A 19459-nucleotide genomic window follows, 5' to 3' on the forward strand; every position below is an offset into this window, starting at 1 on the left:
GACCGGGGGTGAGGTCCTGATCAGGACCTCACCCCCGGCTATTATCGGCTATGAGTTAGTCGCCGATTTTGTCGATGAGCCAGCTGGATCCCTGCTTCACCATGTGAAACGGAACCGCTAACGCATCTTTTTCATCGGTTTTGACGGTCACGAGGGCTCGACCATCGCCTTGCTTCTGAAGCCTGAACTCCATCTTGTCAATGGAGCTCGCGGCGAATGGCCCCGACTCCCCTTGACGCCCGTAGAGTCCTTCGCATCCGCCAGGCACCTCATCCATGAGTTGGCGCGCTTGGGCGGTGAAGCTTCCGCATGCGGCCTTGGCGTCGTTGCGCATCAGCGCTTCAACGAAGGCTCGTGCGGCGCCCTCTGGTTTCTTAGAGTCCACGGGAACATCCTTTCCGAGGCGTGCGGGCCCAGACACCGTAGGGGCGGGTTTGGTCCCTTCCTCGGGGGCAGGATTAGTGCTCTCCGTGGCGGCCGGAGCTGTGTCCTTCGCTGGTGACGGCGTCGGTGATTCTCCCTGCGCCGAGCAACCGGTGGCAAGGGCCAACAGAACCAGTGCCGTGGCAGCAGCCCGGCGGACTGGTTTGGTCGAACCTGTGTTGAGGTTGATCGATTTGTTGAGGGAGCGTTGCGACATAGTCTGATGCTTCATCGTGATTCCTGAGTATATGGCGATCTAGACTCAGCGTGCGTTGACGGTGAAGGCCTTGAGCGCCACGTTGGTGTTGGACCAGTTCCTTGTGGCATCCGACCACTGGCTGCCATCGCCACTCACGAAGCTCTGGTTGGACTGCGCGGTGGCCCGCGATGCGAATCCCCAGACCGGGCGTTCGAGCGGGATAGAGGCCCGACCGCTGGGAGAGGTGACCTTCACGATCGGTGCGAAGTAGGAGCCTCCGGTGACCGGGACCGGGTTGAAGTTGATGACGTGGTAGCCGGCATCCTTAATGGTGCCTTTTGCAACCGGTTTGAGGTTGCTGTTCATCAGGGACCCGTTCACCTTCGGGTTCACGTAAATCTCGTAGGTGACGCCCGGCTCGGTGGTGTAGAATCCAGCGCCGTTGACGGACTGGTTCTTATCCGAGCTAAACACGTTCGAGAACCAGCTGGTCTTTCCGAAGGATGCGCCGGAGGTCATGCCCAGCGGATCGTACTGGAAGATGTTGTCGCTGGTACCGGTGTTGCGGGTCTTGTAGACGACGTTGTTCTGGCCGACGAACGCATCGTAGTAGGACACGTAGTAGTAGCCCTTATCGCTGCCGGGCCAGTTCGCGCCCCAGCTGTTGCGGACGATCCAGGCACCGTTTCCCGGGGGCGCCTGCAGGAAGTTCGACGCGGAGTAGTTGTCGTCCCAGCCCACGATGGCTACCGCGTGGTTGGACTGACCGTAGCCGGGGTTGTACGAGGCAGCAGTCTTCCGGTTGAAGACGCCATTTTCGTTGCCGTTGATGGTGGTCTCCACGGCGCCCGAGGTGTACACCGCTTCCTTGATCGGATCGAGGTTCGTACCGCGTCTGCCTTGATCGGGAACGTACTCGGCTTCGTAGAGATCCTTAACCCGCTTCAGGCCCTTGGGGGATACGAAGTTCTTGGGCTGGTATGGATCGTCTTTTTCAGCGATCGGGCCGCTCCATCGCGCCAGGTAGGCGGTGGAGATGCTGCGGTTGCCACCCTGCTCGGGTCCCCAGTCAAAACCGTGGGTGTTGCGCATATTGGCTTCGGAGAAGTCCTCAGGATCGCCGGGCATGAGGAAGGATTCGGCGGTGGCCATAGCGGCAAAGGCCCAGCAGGATCCGTTTGGTCCTTGGTTGCGGACGGGGGTGAGTTTGTTGTGCTCGCGAAGATCGTAGCGTTCAGGCAGGTCTTTGGTCGCGGTCACGGAGCGCGTTCTGGTTGCTGAGGTCGCGGTCGTGACGGGGTTCGGGATAGCCGCAGCGCCTTTGCCTTCACGGGTCAGCTGAGCTGCTGTTTTATCGGTGCCAGCCAAGCTGGACTTTTGCCCGGACAAAGCCATCCGGGTGACTTCAGCCGTGAACTTGGGGTTGACAGCGTTAAGCGTGACCCCCTGGGCTTTATGGTTGGCGTCTTTGACGGGTGATACTGCTTGGTCGGCGGACGCGGCGATAGGCATCAGTCCGGACGCGATCATGGTTCCGGATGCGGCCAGAGCCAGCGCGGTGGACCTTAGGGTTTTCTTCACTGGGGTTCCTTCAGCGAGATTTTAAGTGGGGACATCGGGTGTTCGCGCAGCGGTGCGCTCTCTACGGTATATAGCACACAGAGTGCGGGACACGGTTTACACGAGGGATGTTTTATTTTTTAAATAAGACCTCCATTTCGAGGTAAATAATGGGCATTCCCCAGTGTATGACTTTGAGGATAACTGGGTGGGAGAGGGCTCTCTATGAAATAGAGGGTACGACGGAATCTACTTCACGAAAACCGGCCCAAAGTTCGGAAGTTTTTGGCACTAAAGTACGCCTGCGAAAAGACGATATCTACGAGTGTGAGCAATTTGTGACGTGGAGGTTTAGAGCGTTTGATGTTAGGTAACGTGTTGAGATGAGACATGTTTCGCATCGTGAGCCCGGTTGCGAGGATGGTTGCTAAATGTGCATAGAACGACCTTTTCCTCGTTATGTGCAGCATTAGTCAAAGTTGGGTGAACCGCCAATTGGTGGTGATGTATCAAACAGGAATTAGAGTGTCGTGCATTTTTCAACCGTGATGTGCGTGAAACTATTTGCGCTATTAGCAGTAAGTAGCTGGTTTGTTCTTTGTTGGGGGATGTGAGGACGCCTGTCGGTTTTGGTTGTCAAGCTCTACAGGGGGGGGAGTGTCCGTTAGATGCGTCGTACATCACACGGGTGTAGTACGGTCGAGGGATCTAGATAGACGGTTTTGGGCTGTCTATGGTCGAGTTGCCTGGCCCCGGCCACTTCTCGGTCGAGTACACGCCGCCAGCTGTGCGCTGTGCGGCCCGTATCGTAAGGAGCGCGTCATGAAGCTGCGAAATAAGCAATCCAAGAACCGCCATGGATCCTCCCGGCGTCCCTGGGTGACAGCGTTGTTGACCACCGGAGCAGTGGCCGCCGCAGCAGGAATCGGAACTGCGGTAACCGATGCGGACGGGCACTGGTATCGAAATCTGAAGAAGCCGTCCTGGCAGCCGCCACGGATCGCATTCCCGGTGGTGTGGACCGGGCTGTACGGCGCCATCGCCTGGACCTCGACCCGCACTTTAAACCAACTCGATCGCGAAGGCCGAGATAAAGAACGTCGCGCGTTTTCTCGGGCGCTAGGGGCCAATCTCGCCCTGAATGCCGGATGGAGCGTGTTGTTCTTCGGGGCGCACAAGCTGCGCGCAGCCCGGGTGGAATCGGTAGTGCTGGCGGCAAGCTCCGCGGATCTGGTGCGCCGGGTGGGTGCGGCGTCGTCCGGGCGCGGGGTTCTGCTGGCTCCCTATGCCGCGTGGACGGCTTTTGCTGCATACCTGACCCATGACATCACCCGGCGAAATGCGGACTCTCACTCCGGCTAAATGCCCAGACGATCCGGTCGGCATGTATGCGCCTTGAGTGTGAGCCGCATACACACTCGGTGCTGCTTGGCCGGCTCGGATGCTGGCCGACGCCGGGTGGAACCTACGGGAATGCATTCAGCAGGATCTCGGAAAGCTTGCAGATTCTGAGGCGTACCGTCTAAGAACAAAAGCTTGCTCCGACGACCAGTCGCATTCGCTCCGCATCAGTCATGCGCCCAGTGCGCACCACGCCATGAGCGAAAGACCATGCCGCGGATGCCAGACGATCAGCGCGCTCCACCAGCGCGCCGAGGAAGGAACAGCGCCTCATGGCACGCACCACACTCGCCCGTCTCATCGTCACCCAACTACGCGATCTCGGCGTGAAACGCATTTACGGACTGGTTGGAGACTCCCTAAACCCCGTGGTCGATGCCGTCCGCACCACCGACGGCATCGAATGGATTCACGTTCGCAACGAAGAGGCCGCAGCCTTCGCCGCAGGAGCCGAAGCACGGATCACCGGGCGCCTGGCAGTGTGCGCGGGATCCTGCGGTCCCGGTAACACCCACCTCATCCAAGGCCTATACGACGCCCACCGCGACGGAGCCCCAGTCTTAGCCATCGCCTCGCACATCCCCAGCGGAAAGATCGGGACCGGATTCTTCCAGGAAACCCACCCCGAAAAACTCTTCGACGAGTGCTCGAATTTCTGCGAGATGGTGAACTCCGGAACCCACGGAGCAACCATGCTCCACATCGCCGCCCAAACGGCGCTGGCCACCAAAGGGGTCTCGGTCATGGTCCTGCCCGGCGATATCGCCGACGAAGAAGTGGACGCCCCATTTGGCCACACCCTCGTTACCGATTTCGGCACAGTGCAACCCACTGCCTCAGGCGTAGGCGCACTCGCAGACCTGATCAACGAGGCCCGGACGGTCACACTATTTGCTGGCGCCGGGGTCCGCGGTGCCCGCGACGAAGTCCTCGCCTTGGCAGAAAAAGTAAAGGCACCCATCGGCCACGCGTTCGGCGGCAAAGAATGGATCCAATACGACAACCCCTTCGATGTCGGTATGTCGGGACTGCTTGGATACGGTGCCGCCTACGAAGCTATGCATGAAGCAGACCTGCTAATTCTGCTCGGTACCGACTTCCCGTACAGCGAGTTCCTTCCCTCTTCCAACGGCGGACCCAAAGTGGTCCAAATAGATACCGACGGTTCTCGGCTAGGCCGTCGGGTTCCCCTAGAGCTCGGGATACACGGCAACGTGGCGCTCACGGTGCAGGCGGTGCTGCCGCTCGTACACGAAAAAGCGGACCGCTCCTTCCTCAACAAGAAACTGAAGGAGCACTGCAAAGCCCTAGAAGGGGTCGTGAAGGCATACACCCGCAACGTCGAAAAGATGAAGCCCATTCACCCCGAGTATGTCGCGAGTGTGCTCGATGACCTCGCCCGCGATGACGCCGTATTTACCGTGGACACCGGAATGTGCAACGTGTGGGCCGCGCGCTACATCACCCCCGGACCACATCGGCGCGTCATCGGCTCCTGGCATCACGGAACCATGGCTAACGCCCTTCCGCAGGCCATCGGGGTTGCCGCTTCGCATCCCGAACGCCAGGTCATATCGATGTCCGGCGACGGTGGGCTCGGCATGCTCATGGGCGAGCTCCTGACCGTACGCCTGCACGATCTACCTGTGAAGATCGTAGTCTTCAACAACTCAAGCCTCGGGATGGTCAAACTAGAGATGCTGGTCGAAGGCATCCCCGACTACGAAACCGACCATGCCGCCGTCGACTACGCCGCCATCGCCAACGGATGCGGGATTCCATCCGTGCGGATCACCGATCCCAAACGCCTACCGGATGAGCTCGCAGCGGCCCTGAATACCCCCGGACCAATGCTGATCGACGTCGTAACCGACCCCGACGCACTCTCCATGCCACCGAAGATTACCGCCCAACAGATCCGCGGTTTCGCCATGGCATCCACAAAAGTCCTGTTGACCGGCGGTGTCGGAAAGATGCTCGACATGGCGCGCTCGAACATTCGCAATATTCCTCGGTGACAAGCAGCAATCCTCAGCGAGAGCCAGCCTCCCTACGTGAAAAGCAATGGTTCGCCACGAGAAGCTGACCAGGGCTCCTGCCTAAGACGTGGATCAGGGCTCCTGCCCTAAACCGCGGACCAGGGCTTTCGCACTGAGGATGCCGTCAAGGACGTCGCCGAGGACGTCGCCGAGAATACGCCGCGAAAAGGCTGGCCGGGGCGCGAGCTGAACGTCAAAAGCGAGCGCGCCCCGACCGGAGTCAAGATGTTCCATGCGTCCCACTTGACGTCGGTCCGTTAAGGAAAACCGGGTCGCTGCCGGGCTTAGAGTGATTTAGCCCGTTGTTTGGTGTGCGAAATCATGGGCCTTGCGACTGTACGGTTGCGCGGAGATCGGTAGAGTAATGAGGTCAAACGCGTTGTAACGCCGTTTGGTGCCATCCCCACCCTAAGAAGCGTCACGCCGATGGCGTGAAGGCGCCAGGCTGACCTCAAGGAGATAGGGCGACCGTGACCATCGAAGACTTCTTCCGATTGACGCTGCGTCATATCGGAATACTGATCGGCTCGATAATCGTGTGCCTTGCGGCGTCATATGGGATGTTTTCCCTGCGCACGCCCGTCTATCAAGCTAGCGCCCTCGGCTACGTCTCGGCCAACGGAGGCACCGACAGCAACGGTAACCCGGTGACCCAGGCGAGCGGCAATATGCAGCTCCAGCAGGACAAAGCACAGTCCTACCTCCCGCTGTTCACCACCCGTGCCGTCGGTGAGGGAATTGTTAAGCGGCTGGACCTGGCCGATGCAAGCCCAGACGCTATCGCCGGATCCTTGAGTGTGACGGTTGCGCCGTCAGCACCCGTGATCACGGTGACGGCCCCGGCAGCAACCCCCGAGCAAGCCCGCGATATCGCCAACGCGGCCGTAGAGTCAGCCGCCGCTGAAGCCCGGAAACTGGAAGTCGGCAGCGACAATCCCAATGCACGACCGATTGTGGCGCTCGTTCCATATCAGACGGCACTGACCCCCGGCGCCCCCGTGTCGCCAAATTTGAAGAGCTACCTCGGTGTCGGTCTGATCGTCGGAATCGTGCTTGGCTACGCCATCGCCTGGCTGCTACATCGCTCCGATACCCGCGTGCGGTCAGTGGAAGACGTCTCCAGCCACTTCGACCTTCCCGTGCTCGGCGTGATGCCAGCAATGAAAGATATGAAGCGCTCCGCCGGCGAAGCACTGCCGGAGCCCACCCACTTCGCCGTCAAAGAATCGATCCGCAAACTACGCACAAACCTGCGGTACCTCAACGTCGATAATCCTCCCCGCGTGATCGTCGTGACCTCGGCAATTCCCGCCGAAGGTAAATCCACCGTGGCAGGTAACCTCGCCCGAGTGCTCGCCCGGTCCGGGCAGAAAACCCTGCTGATCGACGCCGATCTTCGTCGCCCCGTCGTGTACGAAGAATTCGGACTCGACGGCTCTCTCGGACTGACCCAGCTGCTGTCCGGCGCTGCAGGGCTCGACGACTGCCTGATCCCGTCGAACGTGCCGAACCTTCAGGTACTGCCCGCCGGTCAGATCCCGCCGAACCCCAGTGAATTGCTGGGCTCCCACCGCATGGAATCCCTGCTGCGCGAACTGCGCAAAGAGTACTTCATCGTGATTGACGCGCCCCCGATCCTCCCCGTGACCGACGGTGTGCTGCTAGCCCGCCACGCCGACGGCGCCATCCTCGTGATCGGAGCCGGTAAAGCCCGGCGCGAAGTGCTCAAGCGTGCGGTGGATCAGCTGCGCACCGTGGACGCCAAAGTCCTCGGCGCGGTCATCAACCAGGCCTCCACCAAGTTCGTGAAACGTCTCGCGTACGGCGACGCCGAATACGGCTATGGCGTCTACGGTTACAGTGCCTACGGTTACGGCTCCGGGTACGTTAAAGGCTCAGGCCGCAAGCGGGGCGGATCCGATTCCCACGCGGAAACCGATGTTGAAGTGATTCCCGAGGTGGAACCAGTTCTCGCCGCAGAGGCCGGATCGGAGCATCGTCGGGCCAGCGGACGTCGTGCCGATGTCTCAGCGCGAGCCACCCATGCCCGGCCCAGTACGGACAGCACCGAGGTTTAACGTGGACATTACGGTGATCGTGCCCGTATACGGCCCGGCTGACGAAGCCCTACCCCTGCTTCGGGCGGTCGCCCACACCAATCCGCCGGTGCGCACGATCGTCGTAGACGACGCCTCCCCGGTTCCTGTCAACAGCCATGAACTGCCGGCATCGGTTGAGATCGTGCGGCGAGACCGCAACGGTGGATTCGGGGCGGCGGTCAACACCGGACTCAACCTGGTGCGCACCACATACGCCCTGGTTCTGAACTCCGACCTGACGATCCCAGACGGTTTCATTCCGAACCTTCTGGCGCACGCGAGCCCATTTCAGCCCGCCGTGATCGGGCCACGGGCCGTTGACCCGCACGGGCGCTCCGCATATTCGGGCCGCTATTGGACCACCACCAGACAGCAGGTGATCGAATGGCTGGTCCCGCTTGCTTCTCAACGCCACCGCGCGGTACTCCACGAAGCCGTGGGACACGACGTTCGGGCAGACCGCGCCCACGGACTGGTCCCGGTTGACTGGGTATCCGGTTGTGCCATGCTGCTGCCCGTGGAACAGGTGCGTGAGGTGGGCGGGTTCGACGAGGAGTACTTCATGTACTGCGAAGAAGTCGACCTGCAAAAGCGGCTGGCTGAGCGCGGGGTTCCCGCGCTCTTAGATGCAGATCTGACCGTGGTGCATGAAGGAGGAGGCTCCTCCAGCTCTGAACGGCGCCGACGCTGGCTAGTCGCAGCCCGGGATCGGTACGCCCGCAAATTTGGTCGGCCTCGTCTGCTTCGGCTCGGTCTGCTGAGTGCGACCGGAGTGAATCTGCTGTGGAATCTCGGGCGGCGAGCAGCGGGCCGCGCCGTGGATCCGCTGGCGGTCGCACGCTTCGAGGTGTCTCTCGTGCGCGAAGCGGCAAGGAGTGCCCGGTGACAACGACGCGACGGCTCATGCTGGTCACGCCAAACTTTCATGGATACTGGCGCAGTATTCACGAGGCGTTAGAACGGATCGGGCACCAGGTAGTAACAATCCGCTACGACGAATACGCCGGGGTCGCAGACAAAGTGCGGCTCAAGCTCGCGGTGGAATTGCCGGAGCGGCTGGGAGCGCACTCTGCGAGAGTGGCCGAACGCAGGCGTATCACAGCCCGGGTGCGGCTGGCAGTGCAGACAGTGCGCCCCGACGGCATCATCGTGATTAAAGGTGACCTGCTGGATGACACCTTCTGGCAGCTGCTGGATGAGCATCGCATCCCGCGCATCCTGTGGCTCTACGACGACCTGCACCGACACGACTACACCACGGAATTCTTGCGCCACATCGGGCCGGTGCTGTCCTACTCCGCGCAAGAAACCGAGATGCTACGCGCTGAGCACGGTGTGGATGCCACCTTCATTCCCAATGCGTTTGACCCCTACCGCGCTGAACCAGCTACTCAGCGCACAGGTGAGATCGTGTTTGTCGGCGCCAGCTATCCGAACCGAGTCGAGCTATTAGAAGGCCTAGCGCAGCGAGGACAACCAGTCCATGTGTGGGGGAGGGACTTCTCCCGGCACCCCCTGGACCGACTGCGCACCTGGTCCTGGTCTCGTCCAGCGCTTGAGGCCTCGCGCGATGTGCCCTTAGACGAGGCATACCGGATCGGGTCCCGCGCCGCCGCGGCAGTCAACATCCACGGACTGCAAACGGGCCACGCCATGCGTACCTTTGAAGTGCCCGGTATGGCAGGGGTGCTGCTCGTCGATCGCGACGACGTGGCGGACTTCTACGACGTCGGCGAGGAAGTCGCGGTATGGCACAGCATTGACGAGTTAGATGACCTGTGCACCCGTGCCCGGACAGACCGACCCTGGGCAGACGGGCTCCGTGAACGAGGCCGGCGTCGAACCCTTGCCGAGCACACCTTTGATCACCGGATGCGGAAGGTGGATGAGCTATGGGACTGAACCACCCCCGGGATATGGACGCGTGGCGACGATGGGAGGCGTCCCGACATCGTCTGCGGCGGGCTAAACACGCGCTCGCCGATCGTGTACGCCGTTCGGAAGCAGATCGCGCACCAGCCCGCTGGCAAGTGTTTACCCGCGAAGGAGTCGGTGCTCCCATCCTGGTGGCAATTGACTCCCTGACACCAACCTCGAAGGCTGCGCTGCTGGACTCCCTGGCATACCTGCGCTCGGGCGTGCTGGTGGTGGCCCCCGCAACCCTTCCGCTAAACCGCGCCCTGGCCGATGCAGCGGGCGGACAGCGACCCACCTCCCACCTCATCGACGCCACCCCCGAAGAGCTCGCGGCAGCCGTTGACCAGGCCGGAGGAGCCAAAGCGGTCGTCTCCCTGGGGCACCACCTTCCGGTGGGGGAGCTCGTGCACAACCTCGCCCGCTCCCGATCATGGCCGTCATACGTGGTGCAACACGGTGCGCTCACCCCGTACACGCCGCCTCTGCCGCAGGACACCACCCTGCTGGCCTGGTCCGCAGCCGACGCTGACTTCTGGACGGTAGGGCGCCACGATGTGCGCAGTGTGGTGGTCGGTTCCCAACTGCTGTGGCAGGCCGGTCACCGCCCGCATGAAGGATGGATCGGTGAAGCCCCGGTATTCCTCGGGCAGATGCACGGCATCGAACTTCCGCGTCGGCTCATGGGACGCGCCGCCTTGCGGTTTTGCCGCGATAACGACGCCGCCTACCGCCCCCACCCCTCAGAAAAAGACATCGCCTCCCGGCTGCGTCTGGACATGTGGAAACGGTTCGGACTACAAATCGCCCCCACCGACGTGCCACTCAGCAAACTCGACCGCCCCGTAGTGGCCGTGTTCTCCACGGGAGTGTTGGAATCTGCGGCACGCGGCATCGCCTCGTGGGTGTATTGCCCCGGCGCACCTGCGTGGGTGCGCGAGTTCTGGGACCGATACAACATGCGCGCTTGGGGCGGTGAACCCACTTCCGCCCCAGTGATCCCCGAAGATGAGCCCGCGGTCAGCGTCGCCCAGATCCTGGATGGTCCCGAAGCGCTGGATACGCATCGGACATCTGGGCAGGATATAATGGTCGATCAGGGCAAAAGAGGTGAGTCCGTGTCGAACGGGCCCTCCGGGCGCGGGCAACGGCCCGCCGGAAAGGACCAAGCGTGACGATCCTCGTCGTGATCCCCGCCCGCGGCGGGTCCAAGGGCATACCCCGCAAAAACCTTCTGCCAGTTGGGGGTAGGCCCCTGATCGCATGGACGATCGAGCAGTGCCTAGCGGCGGCCCCAGCAAGTGATCTACTGGTCACGGTCTCCACCGAAGACACCGAAATCGCGAACGTCGCCCGAGCCCACGGCGCGCATGTCATCCAACGCCCCGCCGACCTCGCGCAGGACACCACCCCGACCGAACCGGTGATCCTGCACGCCATGGACGTGGCCGAATCTCAGGGCATCGACCTGGAAGCGGTCATGTTGCTGCAAGCCACCTCACCGGTGCGGCTTCCCGGAACCCTAGATCGGGCGGTAGCCCAATTCCGCGACACGGGCTGTGACAGTTTGGTCGGTGTGCTGCCAGAGTCGCCATTCTTCTGGCATCTGCCAGAGAGCGACGGTCAGCAGCCCCGCGCCGACTACGACTGGACGGCTCGACCGCGTCGCCAGGAACTCACCCCGCATCAGCTCACCTATTTCGAGAACGGCAGCCTGTATATCACCTCCCCCCGCATCTACCGCGAGCAGAAAAACAGGATCGGCGGCCAGATCTCGCTGTTCGTGCTGGATGAACTCGAAGGCGTCGACATTGATACCCCGGCGGATATCGCCGCCGCCGAACAAATGCTTGCTCGCACAGGATGGAACCCCGCCTCATGATTCTCGACCGCCAGATCGCCCCCTACACGGTGTCGGCTCAGGACACTGCGCTGCACGCATTGCGTCGCATCAATGAGAACCAGGCGCGGATTGTTTTCGTGGTCGACGAACATGGCACCGTTCAAGGCGCCCTCACGGACGGCGACATGCGCCGCTGGCTCATCGCCCACGACCAACCGGATCTCTCCGCCCCCGCTCTGCAGATCGCTAATCGGTCGTTTGTGTCGGTGGCTGAAGGCACCCCGTTGGACGAGATGCAGGCCATGACGCGCCCGGGCCTGGATCGCATACCGGTGCTAGATGAGCGAGGCCGAATGGTCGCGGTCGCCACCACGGAAAAGATGACGTTGCGAATCGGTCGCCACATCGTGGGTCCCGGCCACCGGTCCTTGCTGATCGCTGAAATCGGGAACAACCACCAAGGCGATGTCGACCTCGCCAAGCGTCTGGTGGACCTCTGCGCGCAAGCGGGCGCGGACGTGGTCAAGTTCCAGCTGCGCGATATGGCAGCCCTGTATCGGTCCGGCGGTAGCTCCAGCTACGGAGAAGATCTCGGACCGCAATACACCATGAACCTGCTGGCAAAGTATTCGCTTAGCGCTGACGACATGCTGCGAGTGCTCGACCACTGCGCTGCCCGCGACATCGACGCGATCTGCACCCCCTGGGATATTCCGTCGGCCAATGTGCTCCATGACTACGGACTGCCAGGCTTTAAGATTGCCTCTGCCGACCTCACTAACCATGAGCTGCTGCACCACGTTGCGGGAATGCATCGTCCGATGATTATTTCCACCGGGATGAGCACCGAAGCGGAAATCCGCGACTCCGTGAACCTGGTGCGTTCGCACGGGGCACCGTATGCGCTGCTGCAATGCCAATCCACTTATCCTGCGCCGTACAAGGACGTTCACCTGCGGTACATGGACCGGCTGGCGCAGATCGGCGAGTGCCCGGTCGGCTATTCGGGCCACGAACGCGGCTGGCATGTGCCGATTGCTGCTGTCGCCCGCGGCGCCCACATCATCGAAAAGCACGTGACGGTCGATAAATCCCTCGAAGGCAACGACCATAAGGTGTCCCTGCTCCCAGACGAATTTGCCCAGATGGTGCAGCAGATCCGCGATGTGGAGCTGGCGCTGGGAAGTGACCGGCCCCGCGAAGTGACCACGGGTGAGCTGATGAACCGTGTGAACCTTGCGAAGTCCTTGGTCGCCACACGGGATCTTGCGCCGGGAGATGTGATCGCTGAAAGCGATGTGACGGTGAAAAGCCCTGGCCGTGGACTGCAACCGAACCGCCGCGCCGACCTGATCGGAAAGGTTGTGCACCGCACGGTCGCAGCCGGGGACTTCTTCTATCCCGGCGATTTAGTCGGTGAAGCCAGCACCGTTCACGAGTACTCGTTTAAACGGCCGTGGGGTCTGCCCGTGCGCTACCACGATGTGCGCCCGCTGCTTGAGGTCAGTGCCCCAGACTTCCTGGAATTCCATTTCTCCTACCGCGACATGGAAGCGGACCCGCATGCGATCTTCGCCCCGGGAGAAAAACTTCCGCAATTCTTCACCACCCATGCGCCGGACCTGTACGCCGGGGATTTCCTGATCGACCTCGCCAGCCCCGACGAGGGAATCTGGGAACGGTCGATCCGCGAAGTGCAAAACGTCATCGACATTACCCGGCAGCTGCGTGAACACTTCACCTGCGAGCAGGACCCCGTAGTCGTAGTGACCATGGGCGGTTTCTTGCCGGACCGGCATGTTTCGCTCGACGAGCGCTACCCCATGTACGAGCGCATCCAGCGAGGCTTGGAGCGCTTGGATGAGACGGGTGTGCGACTGACCGCCCAAACTTTGCCGCCGTTCCCGTGGCTGATGGGTGGCCAGCAGTTCCACAACCTGTTCATGGATCCCGAAGACACCGTGTGGTTCTGCGAGAAATATGGACGCCGCCTCACCTTCGACGTCTCCCATTCCAAGCTCGCCGCGAATTTCGCGGGCCGTCCGTTTAGCGAATACGTGGACTTAATGGGCCCCCACATTGAGCATCTGCACATTGTCGACGCCGTCGGTGTCGACGGTGAAGGTGTTCAGGTGGGCAACGGCGAAGTGGACTTCAGGGATCTAGCTGAGCGCCTGGCCGTCCATGCTCCTCACGCCTCCTTCATCCCCGAGATTTGGCAGGGTCACGTCAATAACGGCGAAGGTTTCTTTATCGCTCTCGACCGACTCCGGGCATGGCTGTGACCACTGCCGGTTCTGGTGTGCATCCGTCTGATCCGGGGGCAGATGTTCCCGATCCGGAGGTGCAGACCGCTGATGTAGGTGCGCACAGCCCCGATTCGCAAGGCAATTTCCGGATACGGACTGCCTTGTGGGTTGCTCCCGTCGCGGAGCTGGGAGGTGTTGCGCGGCACGTCCTGGATGTAGTGAAGACGGGGATTCCTGGATGGCGCGTGATTGTCCTATGTCCTCCCGGGCCGCTCGCCGAGGCGATCCGTGCGCTCAACGGAGCGGTGATCACCGGCCAGATTGGTCCCGGGTGCGCAGGAAGCAGCAAGGCGAGTGCTCAGGCATCCATCGCCACGTTGAGACGAGTGGCAGCCAGGCTGCGCCCCGACATCGTGCACACCCACCTCGCGTTCGCGGACATCGTGGCCGTCCCGGCCACCTTCGGCCTGCGCACCGCCGTCGGCACCCCCATCCGGTGTGTAAGCACCGAACACGGCATCGCGGCAGATTCACGCCTGTACAACGCATCGCTGCTCACCTCAACAGCGAAACGTCTAGCCCACACCATGCGCCTGCGCCGGTTTTCCTGTGTGATTGCGGTGTGTGAGTCTACTAAACGCGAGATTTTGCGCCAGTGGGGATACGGGCCGGGTATGCCGCCGGTGCTGGTCATCCCCAACGGCGTTGACCACCCCGACCCGGCACCCGTGCCGGCTACTGGCCTGCGAGTGCTGTCTCTAGCCCGCCTATCTCAGGAAAAACGCATTGACCGGGTCATCGAGGCCATTGCTGCGGTGCGCCAAACCCATCCTGAGGTGCGGCTGACGGTGGCGGGAATCGGCGAACGCGAACACTACCTGCGCGACTTGGCTGCACGGTTGGATCTGCAGGGCGTAGTTGACTTCCCCGGGCACATCGATGCCCGCTCGGCGTTGCTCGATCACGACGTGGTAGTGCAGTTATCCGCCTGGGAGAACTGTTCCTACACCCTGCTCGATGCCGTCGCCTATGGCCTCGGGGTCGTGGCAACCCCGGTGGGTGGCAACCCGGAAATTGTGCCGGATCGATGCTTGGTCCACGCCGACGACACCGCCACGGTCGCTGAACGCCTCATCGCGCAGGGGCTCGACCTCTCGGCCAGGCCCTCCCCCACCTCCTGGCGCTGGACCCGGGCCGCTATGTGCGCTCGGCTCAGCGAAGAGTACGACAGATTGACAGGTAGATGGCAAATAGCTCCGTAACGCTTACCGGTTCCCGCGAAACTTTCGCCCGCGCGGTCAGTGATCAGGCACACCGTACCGTCGGTATCATTCGTATTCCCGAGTTCATCGGCGGCCTGCTGCTGGTGACCGACGGCGTAAACCTCCCCGAGCTAAATTTCCCGCTGTCCCTTGTCGGAGTTGGACTGCTCGTGGTCACAATGATCGTGAGGGGCAGCCAGCGTAGCCTCGGTCGTTTCTCGGTAGCCCCCGTCATTTTTGCGCTCGCGCTGTGCTTTGTGGTGGCGGTCTCGATTACTACGGATCACTCGGCGCTTGCTAGTGACTGGGGACGGCGGGCACTGCGCATCGGGGCACTGCTTCTGTTCGCGTTCTTAGCGGCCGAGGGACGAATGGATCTGCGATCCCTTCTTAAAGGTCTGTTCGTCGGGCTTATCGCCAACACTGTGCTGTTTTATGTCGGCGTCGCCCCGGACGAATATGGCGGCTACCTCACTGGGTATCTTCAGGACAAAAACAAGGCTGGCCTGTTGTATTCCTGCGGCGGTCTGCTATTGCTGCTTTTGGCTAAAAGCAGGTGGCAGATCACGGGTGTGGTGGTATTTCTCGCCGCAACTACCTGGCTGACCGGTTCGCGTACCTCTTTGACCGGTTTGCTGGTTGCGTTCGTGTGGATGCTGCTGGTGACGCGGTGGAGCAAGTGGCCTCGGATAGTGGCCGCGGTCGTCATCATGCTGGTCGTGGATTTCGTGGAACAAAACTTTGCCCGCGTCGGCGAGTTCGCTAGCAGGCTCGGTTCGGACGAGCTGCGTGGTCGCATTGACGCCGCAGCCAGCCTCAAAACCGCGGCGTCACCCCTCCAAGGCCGTGGCCTGGGGGAAGCGTATGTGATCATCGATGACAATAAATGGTTCTACCACAATTCGTATTTGTCTTTGCTGGTCGAAGGGGGCTGGATCTACGCGCTCGTGATTGTGGGGGCCACCGTCATCATCGGGTTCGGGCCGCTTCGTGACACCCTGTATACCCGGGAAATTCGCATTGCAGAAGGCGCGATGGCTTGTCTCATGGTGTGCGCGTGGAAGCTCGGCGAAGTGTTCCTCACCAATACCTGGGCGCTGGTGCTGATGGTGAGCATGGTGACTGTTTTGATGAGGGATCGCGGAGTGAGTTGGGATGAGGTGTCCGTGTTCAACCCGCGGCTTAGCAGAGCCCTGCGCAAAGCGCAGAAGATGCCCGCGTCCTCCAGCGTGCCATGGAGGCATTCGTGAGTGCGATCGCGATTGCCGCAAATAACGGCGACATCGGCGGTGGTGAAGTGATGCAGCTTCAGATCGCTGAGGCTCTGCGCGCTCTTGGGCATCAGGTGTTGGTGGTGGGTCCATCGACCCCGGGAGACCTGGTGGCGGCTGCTGCCGAGCGCGGTTTCGATACCCGCGTCATCGCTTGCCGTGACCGCCGCACCTATATGGCCGGTCTTGCCTGGTGGAGGATGCGGAACCCGGGTATTGGGCTGTGGTGCAACGGGCTGGTACCGGCCATGGCGACCGCCGGCATGGGTCCGAGGATTGTGCATTTGCACCGGATCCCCGACCGTGTACAGAAACCGGCTGTAGTCCTTGCTCAGCGCGGCGCGGCACGTGTGCTTGTGCCGTCCCGGGCAATGTCCGACGTGATCTTCGGTGCCAGTGTCTTTGAAAACTGGACTCGCGACATTCCCTTCGCCCCGGGCGAGTGTGCCCCGATTCAACCATCCTCGGGTGAAGCATCATCTCGTGGGTCCACTCCAGGTGAGTTGCTCCCCGGTAAGCCGTTCTCGCGTCAGCTTTCCGGGCGAGGAGCCGCGACGAGGCCACTGACTATCGGGTTCCTTGGGCGTCTATCCCGCGATAAAGGTGTCGATGTTTTTGCGCGCGCCATGCGGCAGTTCCACGCCGAATACCCCGAGCAGTGCCGAGTATTAATCGCCGGAGAGTCACGCTTTACGGACGCTGAGGATCGGCAGGTGGTCGCCCATGCGCTCGCTGACATCGACGGCATTGCGGAGCGAGTCGGCTGGATCCGCCCCGAGGACTTCTTCCGCCAGGTCGACATCGCGGTATTTCCGTCAGTCTGGACGGGGGAGTCCTTTGGCCTGGTCCTCGCCGAAGCGATGGCAGCCGGGGTGCCATTCCTGATCAGTGAGATTCCACCGTTTCGGGAAGTCGCAGGGGCACATCACAGGTGGAGTGCCCCCAAAGGTGACGCGGAGACGATTGCGCGGACAGTGCGCCAGATGGCGTGCGCCGACCACCTCACCGATATCCGCCGTGCCCGGGCACGCTGGGAAAAGAAGTATTCACCGCAGGCGGGGCTCGAACGAGTGGACCGGTTACTGCATGCGCTCAGACAGGAGAGAACTGCGTGAGCACTCCACGAACATCCGTGATCGTACCCTCGCGCGGAGGAGCTCATCGCCTCCCGACCGTGTTCGACGGTTTCGCACAGCAGACGGACCCCGACTTTGAAGTGATCATCGTGTTAGACGGCGATATCGACGGGTCCCGCGCGGTGGTGGATGCTGAGCACCGGTTTGCGCTGCGCTGCGTTGAGTTTCCGGAAAACCGTGGCCGGGTCGCGGCTTTAAACGCGGGTTTCGATGCCGCGCAGGGGAGCATTCTGGTCCGCTGCGACGATGATTTGCGTGTGCCGCCCGGATTTATCGCCGCTCACGTACACGAACACGACGACGCCGCTGTCCGCGGGGAGAAAGTCGGCGTCGTGGGACCGACCTTGAACATCTTCGAGAACACCCCCTATGCGCGGGCTTACGGCAGGCGCAACGCGGAGGCGATGCTGAAACATGCCTACAGCAGGCCATCGGGGGAGACCTGGCGGCTATGGGCAGCGAACTGTTCGGTGACTAGTGCCCTATACCGAGAGATAGGCCCTTACGATTCCGACTACCGCTATTACGGATGGGAGGATGTCGATTACGGCTACCGCATCCATTGCGCCGGTCACCTCGTTGTCGTCTCTGGCGGATGCCAGGCTGACCATTTGGGGGCCGCACCGAATCTCACCTCCCGGGCACTGAGGGCTTACCAATCTGGTGCGGCGCGGCGACTGTTTGACGCCAAGCATCCGGAGGCTAGGCTGGCGCCGCCACAACCGGGCTCCGGTATCTGGGGTTTGGGGGTTGGGACGCTTGCGAGAGTCTTGACCGAACAGCGCACTCGACGGGTGGCGACGGTTTTTGATCGCCTGCTCGGTGTGGTGCCGACCCGGGTGGGGGAAAAGCTGGCGGCGCTCGCGGTGGAGGCAGCTTCGGTGGCTGGGTACCGCAGTGCACGGACACCGGAGGTGATTTTGTGACGGGTCCGCGAATTGCCATTGCGCATGACTATCTCACTCAGCGCGGGGGTGCGGAACGGCTCGTGCTCTCGATCTGTCGGGCGTTTCCCCAGGCGCAGGTGCACACCCTGTTCTATGCGCCAGACCAGACCTATCCCGAATACCGGGACATGGATATTAGGGTCTCGCCGTTAAACCGGATCGGGGTTTTCCGTCGTGACCCGCGCCTGGCGTTGCCGGTTCTCGCCGGGGCAGCCTCGGCTCTAAAGATCGAGGCCGATGTGGTGATCGCATCCTCATCGGGTTGGGCGCACGCGTTCCCGACCACAGGCCGGAAGATCGTGTACTGCCATTCCCCGGCCCGGTGGCTGTACCTTCCGGAAGATTATCTGGGTGATGCGTCTCCGTTTGACCCGAAACGGCTGGGGCTTGCGGTGCTGCGCCGCCCGCTCACACGCTGGGATCAACGCGCCGCCCGGGCAGCCGACATGTATGTGGCGAATTCTTCTGTGGTGCGGGAGCGGATCGCGCGGGTATACGGAATCGATGCCCCCACGTTATTTCCGCCGTATTCACCGCTGCTGGTGGACGGCGCTCAAACCGCGTTGCCTGCGATCCCCGGTTTCAATGCGGGCGCCGATTACTATGTCGTGGTTTCTCGCCTGCAGCCATATAAAAATGTTGATCGCGTGATTGACGCTTTCCGCACTATGCCTCAGCGTCAGCTGCTGGTGATCGGTAAGGGTCCGCTGCGAGAGCGCCTGATGGAGTCTGCGCCGGACAATGTTCACTTCGCTGAAGGCCTGAGCGATGCGAACATGCGCTGGGCGTATGCCCATGCGAAGGCGCTGGTCGCAGCGAGTCATGAGGATTTCGGTCTGACGCCGCTCGAAGCTGGAGCACATGGGGTGCCCACCATTGCTTTGCGGGCGGGAGGGTATCTGGATACGGTTCGCGACGGGGTTAACGGGTTGTTCTTTGACCAGGCTGAGGCGAAGGCAATTGCTGGCGCGATACATACTTTTGAACAGCGTGTCTGGAACAGCACCGCGGTTCGTGCTCAGGCGGAAACGTTTGCGGAGTCGCTGTTTATCGACAAGTTACGGCATTGCGTCCGAGATCTGACCAAACCTTAGGCGGCGGCTATGAATGCAGGTA

General features: G+C 61.7%; 16 protein-coding genes. 13 read left to right on the forward strand and 3 right to left on the reverse strand.

All coding sequences use genetic code 11. The features are described 5' to 3' along the window. Positions 1-55: 55 nt before the first annotated feature. Positions 56-655: a hypothetical protein gene (locus BN1724_RS09590; RefSeq protein WP_058235176.1), complete on the reverse strand. Its 600-nt coding sequence runs from the start codon at positions 653-655 to the stop codon at positions 56-58. 30 nt (positions 656-685) lie between these two features. Then, positions 686-2203 (reverse strand): C1 family peptidase, encoded by a 1518-nt coding sequence (locus tag BN1724_RS09595; protein ID WP_058235177.1) that lies wholly within the window; start codon positions 2201-2203, stop codon positions 686-688. A gap of 801 nt (positions 2204-3004) precedes the next feature. Between BN1724_RS09595 and BN1724_RS09600 the strand changes: the two genes are divergently transcribed. Together BN1724_RS09600 and BN1724_RS09605 are read left to right on the forward strand one after the other, a co-directional pair. Further along, positions 3005-3544 (forward strand): TspO/MBR family protein, encoded by a 540-nt coding sequence (locus BN1724_RS09600; protein WP_058235178.1) that lies wholly within the window; start codon positions 3005-3007, stop codon positions 3542-3544. A 311-nt stretch (positions 3545-3855) separates the two neighbouring features. Next, positions 3856-5601, forward strand: a complete 1746-nt coding sequence (locus tag BN1724_RS09605) for a pyruvate dehydrogenase (RefSeq protein ID WP_058235179.1) — start codon at positions 3856-3858, stop codon at positions 5599-5601. A gap of 93 nt (positions 5602-5694) precedes the next feature. Here BN1724_RS09605 and BN1724_RS12965 read toward each other — a convergent pair whose 3' ends face one another. Beyond that, positions 5695-5856: a hypothetical protein gene (locus BN1724_RS12965; RefSeq protein ID WP_157085851.1), complete on the reverse strand. Its 162-nt coding sequence runs from the start codon at positions 5854-5856 to the stop codon at positions 5695-5697. A gap of 236 nt (positions 5857-6092) precedes the next feature. On the opposite strand from BN1724_RS12965, the gene BN1724_RS09610 reads away from it, so the two are divergent. Genes BN1724_RS09610 through BN1724_RS09660 form a run of 11 tightly spaced genes read left to right on the forward strand, consistent with a single transcriptional unit; the run spans position 6093 to position 19437 of the window. Beyond that, positions 6093-7700 carry a polysaccharide biosynthesis tyrosine autokinase gene (locus BN1724_RS09610; protein WP_058235180.1) on the forward strand — a complete coding sequence of 536 codons (1608 nt, stop codon included), beginning with the start codon at positions 6093-6095 and terminating at the stop codon, positions 7698-7700. 1 nt (position 7701) lies between these two features. Continuing rightward, complete coding sequence (locus BN1724_RS09615) at positions 7702-8607, forward strand: glycosyltransferase family 2 protein (RefSeq protein ID WP_231928216.1); 906 nt, start codon at positions 7702-7704, stop codon at positions 8605-8607. After that, on the forward strand, positions 8604-9623 hold the full coding sequence (locus BN1724_RS09620; RefSeq protein ID WP_231928217.1) for a CgeB family protein: 1020 nt from the start codon (positions 8604-8606) through the stop codon (positions 9621-9623). The genes BN1724_RS09615 and BN1724_RS09620 overlap by 4 nt, the downstream gene beginning before the upstream one ends. Continuing rightward, positions 9614-10810 carry a hypothetical protein gene (locus BN1724_RS09625; protein ID WP_058235182.1) on the forward strand — a complete coding sequence of 399 codons (1197 nt, stop codon included), beginning with the start codon at positions 9614-9616 and terminating at the stop codon, positions 10808-10810. The genes BN1724_RS09620 and BN1724_RS09625 overlap by 10 nt, the downstream gene beginning before the upstream one ends. After that, a complete protein-coding gene (locus tag BN1724_RS09630) occupies positions 10807-11517 on the forward strand; it encodes an acylneuraminate cytidylyltransferase family protein (RefSeq protein WP_058235183.1) in 711 nt (236 codons plus the stop codon). Before BN1724_RS09625 ends, BN1724_RS09630 begins: the two co-directional genes overlap by 4 nt. After that, positions 11514-13763 carry an N-acetylneuraminate synthase family protein gene (locus tag BN1724_RS09635; protein WP_058235184.1) on the forward strand — a complete coding sequence of 750 codons (2250 nt, stop codon included), beginning with the start codon at positions 11514-11516 and terminating at the stop codon, positions 13761-13763. Before BN1724_RS09630 ends, BN1724_RS09635 begins: the two co-directional genes overlap by 4 nt. Continuing rightward, positions 13754-14989 (forward strand): glycosyltransferase family 4 protein, encoded by a 1236-nt coding sequence (locus tag BN1724_RS09640; RefSeq protein WP_058235185.1) that lies wholly within the window; start codon positions 13754-13756, stop codon positions 14987-14989. Before BN1724_RS09635 ends, BN1724_RS09640 begins: the two co-directional genes overlap by 10 nt. After that, complete coding sequence (locus BN1724_RS09645; protein WP_058235186.1) at positions 14971-16239, forward strand: O-antigen ligase family protein; 1269 nt, start codon at positions 14971-14973, stop codon at positions 16237-16239. The genes BN1724_RS09640 and BN1724_RS09645 overlap by 19 nt, the downstream gene beginning before the upstream one ends. Then, on the forward strand, positions 16236-17375 hold the full coding sequence (locus BN1724_RS09650) for a glycosyltransferase family 4 protein (RefSeq protein WP_058235187.1): 1140 nt from the start codon (positions 16236-16238) through the stop codon (positions 17373-17375). The genes BN1724_RS09645 and BN1724_RS09650 overlap by 4 nt, the downstream gene beginning before the upstream one ends. Next, the gene (locus BN1724_RS09655; RefSeq protein ID WP_058235188.1) at positions 17372-18322 is read left to right on the forward strand and encodes a glycosyltransferase family 2 protein; all 951 of its coding nucleotides are present in this window, start codon (positions 17372-17374) and stop codon (positions 18320-18322) included. Before BN1724_RS09650 ends, BN1724_RS09655 begins: the two co-directional genes overlap by 4 nt. Then, positions 18319-19437 (forward strand): glycosyltransferase, encoded by a 1119-nt coding sequence (locus tag BN1724_RS09660; RefSeq protein WP_058235189.1) that lies wholly within the window; start codon positions 18319-18321, stop codon positions 19435-19437. The genes BN1724_RS09655 and BN1724_RS09660 overlap by 4 nt, the downstream gene beginning before the upstream one ends. Positions 19438-19459 lie beyond the last annotated feature (22 nt).

It is taken from the genome of Devriesea agamarum, from assembly GCF_900070355.1.
Classification (GTDB): Bacteria; Actinomycetota; Actinomycetes; order Actinomycetales; family Dermabacteraceae; genus Devriesea; species Devriesea agamarum.

Coding starts and splice junctions, on each gene's coding strand:
- BN1724_RS09590 (WP_058235176.1), bottom strand. CDS start 655: ATGAAGCATCAGACTATGTCGCAACGCTCCCTCAACAAATCGATCAAC.
- BN1724_RS09600 (WP_058235178.1), top strand. CDS start 3,005: ATGAAGCTGCGAAATAAGCAATCCAAGAACCGCCATGGATCCTCCCGG.
- BN1724_RS09605 (WP_058235179.1), top strand. CDS start 3,856: ATGGCACGCACCACACTCGCCCGTCTCATCGTCACCCAACTACGCGAT.
- BN1724_RS12965 (WP_157085851.1), bottom strand. CDS start 5,856: ATGGAACATCTTGACTCCGGTCGGGGCGCGCTCGCTTTTGACGTTCAG.
- BN1724_RS09625 (WP_058235182.1), top strand. CDS start 9,614: ATGGGACTGAACCACCCCCGGGATATGGACGCGTGGCGACGATGGGAG.
- BN1724_RS09635 (WP_058235184.1), top strand. CDS start 11,514: ATGATTCTCGACCGCCAGATCGCCCCCTACACGGTGTCGGCTCAGGAC.
- BN1724_RS09640 (WP_058235185.1), top strand. CDS start 13,754: ATGGCTGTGACCACTGCCGGTTCTGGTGTGCATCCGTCTGATCCGGGG.
- BN1724_RS09645 (WP_058235186.1), top strand. CDS start 14,971: ATGGCAAATAGCTCCGTAACGCTTACCGGTTCCCGCGAAACTTTCGCC.